General features: G+C 60.0%; 7 protein-coding genes. All 7 read left to right on the top strand.

Annotated features, from left to right (window positions below):
* Positions 1-193: 193 nt before the first annotated feature.
* Entirely contained in the window at positions 194-616 is a 423-nt protein-coding gene (locus tag PQR08_RS38175) for a nuclear transport factor 2 family protein (RefSeq protein ID WP_250486360.1), read from the top strand.
* Between the two features lies 1 nt (position 617).
* On the top strand, positions 618-1250 hold the full coding sequence (locus tag PQR08_RS38170; RefSeq protein WP_250486359.1) for a TetR/AcrR family transcriptional regulator: 633 nt from the start codon (positions 618-620) through the stop codon (positions 1248-1250).
* A gap of 107 nt (positions 1251-1357) precedes the next feature.
* On the top strand, positions 1358-3217 hold the full coding sequence (ilvD, locus tag PQR08_RS38165; protein WP_250486358.1) for a dihydroxy-acid dehydratase: 1860 nt from the start codon (positions 1358-1360) through the stop codon (positions 3215-3217).
* Positions 3218-3777: 560 nt separating this feature from the next.
* The gene (tssF, locus tag PQR08_RS38160) at positions 3778-5697 is read left to right on the top strand and encodes a type VI secretion system baseplate subunit TssF (protein WP_238211979.1); all 1920 of its coding nucleotides are present in this window, start codon (positions 3778-3780) and stop codon (positions 5695-5697) included.
* 83 nt (positions 5698-5780) lie between these two features.
* Entirely contained in the window at positions 5781-8321 is a 2541-nt protein-coding gene (locus PQR08_RS38155; RefSeq protein WP_250486357.1) for a type VI secretion system Vgr family protein, read from the top strand.
* A gap of 7 nt (positions 8322-8328) precedes the next feature.
* Positions 8329-9153, top strand: a complete 825-nt coding sequence (locus tag PQR08_RS38150; protein WP_408164393.1) for a DUF4123 domain-containing protein — start codon at positions 8329-8331, stop codon at positions 9151-9153.
* Positions 9154-9192: 39 nt separating this feature from the next.
* On the top strand, positions 9193-11841 hold the full coding sequence (locus PQR08_RS38145) for a T6SS effector BTH_I2691 family protein (protein ID WP_250486355.1): 2649 nt from the start codon (positions 9193-9195) through the stop codon (positions 11839-11841).
* Positions 11842-11983 lie beyond the last annotated feature (142 nt).

The raw sequence follows: 11983 nt of genomic DNA, 5'->3' as shown, positions 1-11983 counted from the left end.
TATCCGGATCGAACGAAGAAATGGCGCAGCCTCGAAAGACGCTGCGCCATTTTTTTTGTCCGTGAGACTTCGCCACGAAGTGAAGTGATTGCATAGCTAACCATTCGCATCGACGTTGATATTTCGATCTTGTAATGAGACTGTTGTCTCACTAGAATGAATCGGAAAGCATGACCCGCGTAAGGAGGCAATCATGACGCTGACCCCTGTGGAGATGGACCGGAAGATCGACGAGCATTTCAACTTCGAGCGGCGCGACGATGTCGAAGGCGTGCTCGCGACGCTCACGGAAGATGTCGAGCACGATGTCGTCGGCTGGCCCGCCGGTCCCGCGCATGGACGCACGGGTGCGCGGCCTTTCTACGAAGCGTTGTTCGCTGACCTGTCGGAGAGCCGGGTCGAGTGTCTGAGGCGTCTTTATGGCGATGGCTTCGTCATCGACGAATCGTTGTGGCGCGGCAAGGCGCCGGGCAGACCGTTCGGGCTCGAAGGCCGTGGGCGTCCGCTCGAATTTCGCATGTTGCATGTGGTCGAATTCAGCGAGCGCGGACAGATCAGGCGTGAGAACGTGTGGGTGGATCTCGCGGCGATCATCGGCCAGTTGCCGCAGGCCTGATATGGCACATCCGGTGACGAGCACGCGCGGCAATCAGAAGCAGCGCACGCGCAAGGATCTGCTGCAGGCGGCATCGCGGCTCATGAAGCAAGGGCACAAGCCGAGTCTGGAGGAAGTTGCGATCGAAGCGATGGTATCGCGCGCGACGGCGTATCGGCACTTCACGAGTGTCGATGCGCTCTTGCTGGAAGCATCGCTCGATGTCGATACGCCGGATGCGGACAAGCTCTTTTCCGCGCGCGCATCGGCTGATCCGGTCGCGCGTTTGCTGCGTGTCGATGCTGCGCTCCACGACATGATTCTCGCCAACGAAGTGCCGCTGCGCATGATGCTCGCGCATTCGCTGGAGCGTGCGGCGAAGGGCGAAGCCGCGGATGAAGTGCCGTTGCGGCAGAATCGCCGCACGCCGTTGATCGAGGCGGCGCTCGAGCCCGCGCACGATCAGTTCAAGCCCGCTGCTATCGACACGTTGACTCAGGCGCTCGCGCTCGTGATCGGCACCGAGGCGATGCTGGTCTGCAAGGACGTGCTGCAACTCGACGACGCGCGTACGCGCAAGGTGAAGCGCTGGGCGATTCGCGCGCTGGTGGATGCGGCGAGGCGAAGCGAATTGGACGAAGCAGGTATGGGATAATCCCAAAATTCGCGCCCGCCCGACCCAAAAGGTCGGCGATTCCGGAGCGCAAGGGCCTTTACCCTCGTGGCCCGCTTTCATTCAGCGATATTCCAACAGCAACCACGATGCCCACATACCGTTCCAAAACCTCCACCGCCGGCCGCAACATGGCGGGCGCGCGCTCGTTGTGGCGTGCCACCGGCATGAAAGACGAAGATTTTTCGAAGCCGATCATCGCCGTCGTCAACTCGTTCACGCAGTTCGTGCCGGGCCACGTGCACCTGAAAGACCTGGGACAGCTCGTCGCGCGCGAGATCGAGGCTGCGGGCGGCGTGGCGAAGGAATTCAACACCATCGCGGTCGATGACGGTATCGCGATGGGTCACGACGGCATGCTCTATTCGTTGCCGAGCCGCGACATCATCGCGGATTCGGTCGAATACATGGTCAACGCGCATTGCGCCGATGCGATGGTTTGCATCTCGAACTGCGACAAGATCACCCCGGGCATGCTGATGGCCGCGATGCGCCTGAACATCCCCGTGATCTTCGTGTCGGGCGGCCCGATGGAAGCGGGCAAGACGCGCCTCGCGAATCCGAAGACGAAGGCCATCGAACTGAAGAAGCTCGATCTCGTCGACGCGATGGTGATCGCCGCCGACTCGTCATACTCCGACGCCGAAGTCGCGGAAGTCGAACGCTCCGCATGCCCGACGTGCGGCTCGTGCTCGGGCATGTTCACGGCCAACTCGATGAACTGCCTCACCGAAGCGCTCGGCCTCTCCCTGCCGGGCAACGGCACCGTGGTCGCTACGCACGCCGACCGCGAGCAGCTTTTCAAGCGCGCGGGACGCGGCATCGTCGAACTGGCGCGCCGTTACTACGAGCAGGAAGAAGCGCGCGTGCTGCCGCGCTCGGTCGGCTTCAAGGCCTTCGAAAACGCGATGACGCTCGATATCGCGATGGGCGGCTCGACCAACACCATCCTGCACTTGCTGGCCATTGCGCGCGAAGCCGAGATCGACTTCACGATGACGGACATCGACCGCATGTCGCGCACCGTGCCGCAACTGTGCAAGGTCGCGCCCAACACGAACAAGTACCACATCGAGGACGTGCATCGCGCGGGCGGCATCATGGCGATCCTGGGTGAGCTGGATCGTGCGGGCAAGCTGCATACCGACGTGCCGACCGTGCATGCGCCCACGCTGAAAGACGCGCTCGATCAGTGGGACGTCAAGCGCACCGAAGACGAAGCGGTCAGGACCTTCTACATGGCCGGTCCCGCCGGTGTTCCGACGCAAACGGCGTTCAGCCAGAACACGCGCTGGCCGAGTCTCGACACGGACCGCGCCGAAGGCTGCATCCGTTCTTACGAACATGCGTTCTCGAAGGAAGGCGGCCTCGCGGTGCTGCGAGGCAATATCGCCCTGGATGGCTGCGTCGTGAAAACCGCGGGCGTCGACGAAAGCATTCTCGTGTTCGAAGGCACGGCGCATGTCACCGAATCGCAGGATGAAGCGGTAGAGAACATCCTCAACGACAAGGTCAAGGCCGGCGATGTCGTCATCGTGCGTTATGAAGGTCCGAAGGGCGGTCCGGGCATGCAGGAAATGCTTTATCCGACGAGCTACATCAAGTCGAAGGGTCTCGGCAAGGCGTGCGCGCTCTTGACGGACGGCCGCTTCTCGGGCGGCACGTCGGGGCTGTCGATCGGTCATTGCTCGCCGGAAGCGGCGGCGGGCGGCGCGATCGGGCTCGTGCGCGACGGCGACAAGATTCGCATCGACATTCCGAATCGCACGATCGACGTGCTGCTCTCCGACGATGAACTCGCGCGTCGTCGCGAAGAACAGAACGCGAAGGGCTGGAAGCCGGCGAAGCAGCGTCCGCGGAAGGTGTCGGCGGCGCTGAAGGCGTATGCGAAGCTGGTGATGTCGGCGGATAAGGGCGCGGTGCGGGATTTGTCGTTGCTTGATGATTGAGGGTGGGTTGATTGCAGTGTTGAGAGCCGCTCTTTGGAGCGGCTTTTTTTATGGGCGGTGACAATCGATCGCCACGCAGATCCGACGACTCTAGCAACGTGCGATGCGCGCCGCCTCGGTCGATGCGCGTCGCCGGCCATCGCCACGTAGCAGCCGAGATCCTTGAGCGCAATGGACATGTGAAACAGCAGGCCCGATGGATCGCCATCCACCAGCGACGGAAGCACCAGCTCCAGCGCCGAGTTCGCCGACGAGCATCGCATTTTCCGCATACTTGCGCAGCAACCGCTCGCGATGCGCGCGAACGATTCGGCTGGCGCGCCAACCAGCAAATTGTGGCGCTTCATGCGCTTCTTTCGCGGTGCGGGTCATCGGTTCGATTCTAGGATGATTCCCATATCTGTATTGGGGTCGGACTGGTAATTTTTGAGGCTAAAAATTTCCGGGCGACTTAGGAATGCATAGCAAGCGTAGAGATCTCACGCTTTCAGTACGGGTATCCGAGGCCACGGCGTCTGCCGGTACGTGCCATCTCGCTCGCCTTGCCTGACGTGAGTCGCATGGACCCGCGCCTGCTCGACGCATATCTCGGCGAATTGCGCTTCAACCAAGCGCTGGCCGAGGAGTTTGCCCACGATCATCCTAAGGTCGCGGCGCGTCTCGGCATGCTCGGGGGAAGCGTCGGCGATCCCTACGTTAATCGTCTGCTCGAATCGTCCGCGTTCGCCAACGCGCGCATGAAAATGCGCTTCGATGACGAGTTTCCGTTGCTGACCCATGCGCTGTTGTCGTGTGTCTATCCTAACTATTTGTCGCCTACCCCGTCAATTTCCGTCGCCCGGTTCCATCCCGGTGGCAAGGCGCATGGTTTCAATACAGGCCATACCGTCAGGCGCGGCACGGAGATGGCATCGTTGCACTTGCCGGATGGCGAGAAAACACACTGCACGTTCCGTACGACCCAGGATGTGTCCTTATACCCCGTCGTTCTGGAGGATGGACGCCTCACCCACGTCCCGCCCGATGTCCAAGGGCAGGACCGCTATGTGCCGCACGACCGTCGAGTGCGCGGCGCGTTACGCCTGCGCCTGCGCACGATGGAGGGCGCGCCGTTCTCATCGTTGCAGGGAATGGACCGCTTGCAGGTTTATCTTGCGGGCGACGAACGCGTCGCGTCTCACTTGCACGAGTTGATTCATACGGGCGCGGTGGCGTCGATCGTCGGCGAGCCGGGGCGCTTTGGCCAGGCGGGCTACGCGCCGCACGTGGTGACATCCCACGCCGTCGTTCAGGATGGACTTGGCGCTGACGAAGCGGTTCTGCCGCTCGTTGCGCCCAAGTTTCTCGGTCACAACCTCATGCAGGAGTACTTTGCCTGCCCTGGCCGGTTTTATTTTTTCACGCTGACTGGACTCAAGGCCGGATTCGCACGCATCGACGGGTGCGAAGCCGAGATCATCGTGCTTCTCGATCGTTCCACGAGCGAGTTGGCCGATCGCGTCGCTGCCGAACAGTTCGCCCTGTTTTGCGTGCCGGTGGTAAACCTCTTCAAAGTGCGGACCGCACCGGTGGCGGTTGAAGAAGGTGGGCGGCTCGTGCGTCTGGTGCCGTTCGAGAAGAGGTCGCTCGACTATGAAGTGCATTCGGTGGACATGGCCATCGGTCAGGTCGACGACAAAGAGGACTCGGAGGAGCTGCTTTTCCATCCACTGAATCGGGCGATGCTTCACGACGAAGAGGACCATGGGCGTTACTTCACGGTACGCCACGAACAGTCCCTGTCGAAAGCCAAAGGACGTTCGTATGGCACGCGCGCAACGTATGTGAGCACCGAGGCAGTCCTTTCCCTGGTCGGGCGCGACGGGAGGCCTTTTGTGCTGGAGAACCACACCGAGAGCGATCGGATCGATTACCTGTCAGTCGATGCGTGGTTGACCAACCGCGACCTCCCTGGACTCTTGAACTGTAACGGCGTGCAGGACCTGACGATGCCGGGATCGGCACCACTCGCCAGCGTCGGACTGGTGCGCGCACCGAGCCGTTCGAGACCGCCGCTCGCCTCTGGACTCAAAGCCTGGCAACTGTTCGCGCAGCTGAATATCGAGCACTCGGACTTCGACGACAGCTACCTCGAACCAGATCCCGGCGAGGGCTTGCGCCGCCTGCTGCGGCTTTATCTGTCGGACGACATGCCCGCGCTCGCACGACAGGTCGAGAGCCTCACCGCGGCCACGCTAACGCCGGTCCATTGCGTCGTATGGCAAAACGTTCCGCCGATGGTGCGCGCGCTCGAGTGCGCGGTCACGGTCGATGAGGACGGCTTCGACGGTATCAGTCCTTACGCGCTGGGTCTCGTGCTTGAACATTATCTCGCGCGGCATGCGTCTTCGCACTCGTTCACCCGGACCCGGTTGAACGTCAGGCAGCGTGGCCGCATCGCTGAGTGGCCGCCTCGCCCCGGCACGCGCGGCGTCCTCTGACCTGGGTCGAACAACCAATTCAAACCATTCCCCGCACGGCGCGCGCCGTGACCTTAAACACAAGAATCAGGGAGAAGTAATCGATGTTCAATCCGCTACAGAGCCGCACCCTGAAGGTGGCGTGCGCGGCACTGCCCACCTGGGGCGGTGCCGATATTCTGCTCCCTCAGCGCGTAAAGGGTGTCGACACGCTCGGCGAGCTTTTCAAGTACGAAGTGGAACTGGCGACGCTGGACAGCCCGACGTTTCGCATCTATAAGGCGCGCGAGCTGATCAAGCCGGATGAGCTGATCGGCAAGACCATCGCAATTTCCATCGAATTCGAGGGCAAGGGAACCTTCATTCCGGGCTTGCCCGGCAATCTGGGCGCGGGCAACGTGGGCGCGGGCGTGCGCACAATCGAAGGCATCATCACGGAAGTTCAGCAAACCGGCAGCGACGAGCGGCGTGCGTACTATCAGTTCACGGTGAGACCTTGGCTTTGGCTCGCAACACAAAATCGAGATAACCGGGTGTTCCAGGACATGAATGTTCTGGAGGTCACGCAGAGCGTGCTCAACAGCGGGATCTATAAGTTTCCCTGCGACATGCGCCTGGCTGCGGTCGCGCTGAACAATAACGTCTTCCCGAAGCGCGACTATATCCGGCAGTTCTGGCAGAGCGATTATGAATTTCTCAGCCAGATCTGGAGCGAGTGGGGCATCTACTACCATTTCGACGGCATGACGCTGGTGCTGTGCGATTCGCCTGGCTCGCACAAGAAGCATGGCAACGCGTATGACACGATACGTTATCACGCGCCCGAGGCCAAGCGCATCGACGAGGAGCACATCCATAGTCTGCGCGTGTCGCGTCAGATCACGGCGGGCGACGTCACGCTCAACGACTACGATTACACGCAGTCGAACGGCACGTTCTATATGAACCAGGACCGTTACAGCAAGTCTTCGTTCGATAACATCGAGCAGTATCACTGGGGCGACTACACGCAGCCGCTCGCGGGCGCGATGGGCCTATCGAGTAAGCCGAACGATCTGCGCAACGAAGGCGACTATCTCGCGCGCGTCCATGTGGAAGCGTTGCGTTGCGAGGGCTTGCGCGCGTACGGATCGGCCAACGCACGCGGGATGATGACGGGCAGGACGTTTCAGCTCGAAGGACATCCGCAGAAAGAGGTCAACCGAAAGTATCTGGTGGTATCGACGACGATCGACGTGCGCAATCCCGATGAACTGACGGTCTCACCGGACAGCGACGCGCACTACTACTGCAAGACCGATTTCGTGGTGCAACCGGGCAATACATTCTTCAAGACGAAGCCAAAGGAGAAGCCGCGCGCGCATCCTGAGACGGCGGTGGTGACGGGGCCGCAGAACCAGCCCCTATGGATCGATGGATATGCGCGCATTCGATGCCAGTTCAAATGGGACCGGCTGGGCAAGAACGACCAGAATTCGAGTTGCTGGATACGCGTGTCGCTGCCGTGGCATGGCGGGCCGCACAGCTTCGTCGCGGTGCCGCGCATCGGCGATGAAATCACGATCGGGTATCACGAGGGTGATCCGGATAAGCCGTTCGTAGCGTCGAGCAAGGTGAACCAGTTCAACCCCCCACCGTTCGAATTGCCGAAGAACATGGCGCTCACGGGTCTGGTAAGTCACGCGCTGGAAGGGCAAGGCCACAACTATGTGGTCACCGACGACACGCCCGGCAAGCAGCAGGTTCAGGTGGCGAGCGATCAGTCGAACTCGCGGCTCGTGCTTGGCTACAACACCCGGATCGTTTATGGCGACGGACGTCAGCAGGCGCGCGGGCTGGGGTGGGAGTTGGCCACCGATGCGTGGGGCGTGCTACGGGCGAATCGAGGCATGCTCATCACCACAGAAACGCGCAGCGGTGACAACGCATCCGCGAAGGATATGGGCGAGACGGTGCAGCGCCTCACCGAAGCGCGCGATACACACGAGAATCTCGTCGGCATGGCGCAGCAGAATCAGGCGCAAGAAGCGGGCGCGGATCAGAGCGAGGTGACGGCGGCGCTGAAGACGCAGAACGCGACGGTGAAGGGCGGAACGCAATCAGGCCCGAACGATTTCCCGGAGCTTGCCGAGGCGCATCTAACCTTTGCCAGCCCAAGCGGCATCCAGGCGACCACGGCCGGCACGACCCATCTGGCCAGCGGTGAGCATCTTGCGCTGACTACAGGCGGCCATGTCGGGCTTGCGTCCAATAGGTCGTTCTTCGCAACCGTCAAGGAGAAGTTCCGGCTCTTTGTTTATCACTCGGGTATCAAAATGATCGCAGGCGCGGGGGCGATCGATATTCAAGCGTTGAGTGATGCAGTCAACGTGATGGCCAAACTGAAAATTCGCCAAAGCGCTCAGCGTATCGAAATCTGGGCAGAGCAAGAACTATCGCTGCGTGGCGGCAAGAGCTACATCACGCTGAACGACGGAGGTATCGACAACGGCACGCCGGGGCAGTGGCAGTCTTATGCGGCTACTCATCAGATGCCCGGACCCAAAAGCACGCCGGATGAGGTGCCAGCGGCGCAACTCAAACTTTGCGAGATGAGCATGGCGAAGGCCGCCGATCAGCACGCTGCGGTCGTGCCGCTTTCCTGAGGAAGTCATGCAAAAACAGACATTTCAGGAAGCGTGGGACACACGCACTCATTTGCTCGCGGATAGCCTGCTGGTGCAGGACTGGCCGAAAGATCTGCCGTGGCATGCCGTGGCGCCCGACTCGCTCGCGAATGAGAAGCACCTCCTGCCCGTAATATTGCAACTGGACGAACTTAGCGACGATCATCGAGAGCACGTGCAGACGCTGATTTCGATGAAACATCCGAGCAACACGGCGCCAGCCATGTTGGTGCGCAGCGAGCGGAGCACCGATGCGCTCGCGCGTGCATTGGCGCCGCACGTGACTATTACCTTGTCCGACGAGTCGCCCGTTCTTCTGCGATTTGCCGATCCGCAGGTGGTCGCGCACCTGCTCTGGATTCTGCCGCTTCATGCGCTGGCGTCGATATGCGAAGCCACCACTGAGTGGTCGATTCCCTTTCAGGGCGAATGGCATGAGATGGCCTTTAGCCGCAGACCGCAAGCGCGGTGGGATGCGCTCGATGAGCCGCGTTCAATTGCGCTCTATAACGTCATCCTGATCAATCGCGTCTTGGCAAGGCTGCCCGCCAGTGACGGGTGGGAGGCGTACTGGCGTGATGCACGAAAGATCAACGAATGGCTACGCGCTGCGCAGGACAGGTTTGAATTGACGGAAGTTGCGGATTGTGTGGCGCTCGCCGAGCACGGCATGAGATTCGGAGAAGGATTCGTCTCCCACAAGACGATTGCATCCTGGCTGAACGAAGCGCGTGATCGTCCGGGAACTTACGCGCAAAAAACGACTGTCATGTCGACACGCGATTGGAACGGCGTCTTGGCGAGTGCTTAACGTATTGACAACTAGAACATATATAGCATGGCAAATTCAGTGAATGATTCCATCGGCTTCGGCCAGACAAACGCGGATATTCAGAAGAACGATCCCGTCCCGTCATTCGGTGGACCGAAGACGACGGCCAACGATCGCCTGGCAAAGGCGCGGCAGACGGCGTCCGGGGTCTGCGAGTTCTGCGACAAACACGGACTGGCGATCCTGCCTGTTCGTCTGGGCATCATGCGTACTGGTTCCGGAGCGCCGGAGCTTCCCGCCGGTTTGCGGCCTACCGTACAGGACGGTGCCAACCTTCCCTTTTCCGGTCCGACAAGATATACCGGAAGAACCCTTCGCAGCGGATATCTGTACGTCTATGACGAGCGCGGATTGTGGGAATGGTACTGGGTGACTGAACACGGTTATCTGATGAAGTTGCCACAGCCTGGCTCGCCCATGAACCCCGCGTTCACGGTAGGCCGCGAGCCTTGCGATCGAACCGGGCACAAGGAAATCGCCTCCTGCATCACTGTCAAGGATCCGGCGAACGCCAAACGCATCTGGGTGGCGTTTTCCGGCGCCGAATGGACACAGCATGTGCTCCAATTGCATCAGGACGAGGCGCATCGCAAGCGCCATATGCGTGAATTCGACGTGAAGGCATGGATGTCTTCTCACAAGGCAGCGCACGCCAAAACCATCGATGCAGTAAGTGCCGTGGTCGCGGAATATGCGCCGATGACGAAGGTGGACACTTTCGCGTTCTCGCCGTATGAATTCAGGTCGCGTGCGTCGACGCTCGATGCGCTGCTGGACGCTGCCAAGTCTCGCGGTCCGGCGCCTGGAGCCGTTCTCATGCTCAACGATCCGGTTGGCATTGCGGGCGAGATTGCCGCGAGGCTGGCCGAGTTGCGCCACGAATATATGTCGCAAGGTGATCGGCAGCGCAAGCTCAGTGCCTCCACAGCGATTCTGAACTATCAGCAAACCGTGGCGAAGAAAGCGCAGGACGATCTGTTTCAAAGCAGCGACGAGCTTGAGAGAGACAGCCACTGGGTGGAGGATGCAACGGGCAGGCCGACCATATACCTCTCATCGCCTCCGAAGCTACCCGCATTGACCGACGCAGATCTACAGGCGACCGAAAAGAAATCATGGACGAAATACCTGGCGGATTACGACGAGAACGCGCGTGCCAAGTGGCATGAGCAGTTTCTAACCGACTTCGACGCTTACTCGACGCGTACGCTGATTCCTCTGGCCACGGCACATACGGCCTGGATGAGAAGCGATCTGATGGCGGATCACTTCAACCTGACGCATGACGAGACATCAGCGGAAATTGGGCTTGTCTACGTACGTCAACTGACAGCTTGTGTGCAGGATACCCAGCAGTATCAACCCTGTTCGGATCTTTACTACAAGTGGATCAAAGGCAGCTACTCCGAGCAGAACAATCTGTTGCTGCGCGCCCTGGTGTTGAATCTCAAAGAACAACGCGAATTGTTCGTGAAGCGGATCAGCCCGGACGTGCCGTGGACCACAGTTGGATGGGACAACTTGTGCGGTTTTTTCAACGGTCTCGCGGACAAGGCGCTGAAACTCAACACCGATGTCCTGCCTCAATTGGTGCTCGCCTTCGGCGGCGCAATCACCAGGTTATTGCAGACGGCGGCTGGCGATGCTCATGTTCCTCATGGCCTGGTTGCTTTGGGAACGGTCACTCAACGTCCGGTCGTTCCGGTGCAACTGACGGGGTCGTTCAAGACGATGCGCGCCTCGGTGATGCGCCAATTGCTCAAGGCGTCCGGACTGAAGAATATGAACGAAAACGCACTGCAACGGGAGGTGACGCTTGCACTGCGCAGGCTGGCTATTCGCGGACAGCCGATGAACCAGCCTGTGTCGGTACAGATGATGATCATGATCGATCGGGACACACTCAAGCGTATGCCGCGAGACCTGAGTAAGGCGCAGCAGGCGCAATGGGTCGCGGCGTCGGTTCGTACGGTTGAGGAGATCGAGGCGTTGAACGTTGCAGCCCGGGAGCGGCTCATCATGGACGTACCTGCAGCAGCGGGAGCCGCGAAGATGGGGACGGGAATCGCGAAAGCGGTGCCGATCGTCGGCAATCTGGTTGCGGCTTATGTGCAACTGGCTGGAATTGCGATCACTGAGCAGGCGCTGGGAACTGCGACGGGATTGGCCGAAGTGGAGAACAAGTCACGCGTTGCGGGTGCCATGTCGCTGCTTGCGTCGACATTCTCAGACTCCGTGGACCGGGGGATGCAGGCGCTGGGGATTACCGAGCTTTCGGCTGGGCGCAGTGTTGTTCTGCGTTTCGTTGCGCGTTGGGCACCTTTCGGGGCGAAGGTGTTTGGGGTTGCCGGGGCTGCGATTGGGGCGGTTTGTGATCTCGTGGCAATGGGCCGAAACCTTATACACGGAGACGGAGATCTAGCGGCATCTTACGGCTTATCGGCACTAGGCGGAGCATTAGTGGTGATTGCCCTTAGTTCCGGAGGCCTGCCGCTCTTGCTAGTTGGTGCACTCATCTACGTGTTCGCACAGGTTCTCATCGCTAAGCTCGGAGATAACAAATTGGATGTTTGGTTAAAGCGTTGCATTTGGGGCAAAGACGCATCAAATCGATACTTGAACGTGGAGCAGGAAATGAGCGCACTGCCGTCGCTTGCGGGAGTTTAGGAATGAATTATCAGGATATTTCTCAGAAAACCTATGCTGTGAACAGGATTCTGACCGCAGAAGAACGTCAAAACCAGCTACGCCAGAATGAGCGTTTGGACATTACGCCGTTCTATAACGCATCGACAATCAAATTCAACTC

Origin of the sequence: Caballeronia jiangsuensis, from assembly GCF_046030135.1 — a bacterium.
Taxonomy (GTDB): Bacteria; Pseudomonadota; Gammaproteobacteria; order Burkholderiales; family Burkholderiaceae; genus Caballeronia; species Caballeronia jiangsuensis.
Note: the sequence above shows the minus strand (reverse complement) of the source record. Positions and strands in the feature narration are given on the sequence as shown.

Bases quoted from the DNA above. Each gene is read 5' to 3' on its own strand.
- PQR08_RS38155 (WP_250486357.1), top strand. From the start codon at position 5,781: ATGTTCAATCCGCTACAGAGCCGCACCCTGAAGGTGGCGTGCGCGGCA.
- ilvD (WP_250486358.1), top strand. From the start codon at position 1,358: ATGCCCACATACCGTTCCAAAACCTCCACCGCCGGCCGCAACATGGCG.
- PQR08_RS38170 (WP_250486359.1), top strand. From the start codon at position 618: ATGGCACATCCGGTGACGAGCACGCGCGGCAATCAGAAGCAGCGCACG.
- PQR08_RS38175 (WP_250486360.1), top strand. From the start codon at position 194: ATGACGCTGACCCCTGTGGAGATGGACCGGAAGATCGACGAGCATTTC.
- tssF (WP_238211979.1), top strand. From the start codon at position 3,778: ATGGACCCGCGCCTGCTCGACGCATATCTCGGCGAATTGCGCTTCAAC.
- PQR08_RS38150 (WP_408164393.1), top strand. From the start codon at position 8,329: ATGCAAAAACAGACATTTCAGGAAGCGTGGGACACACGCACTCATTTG.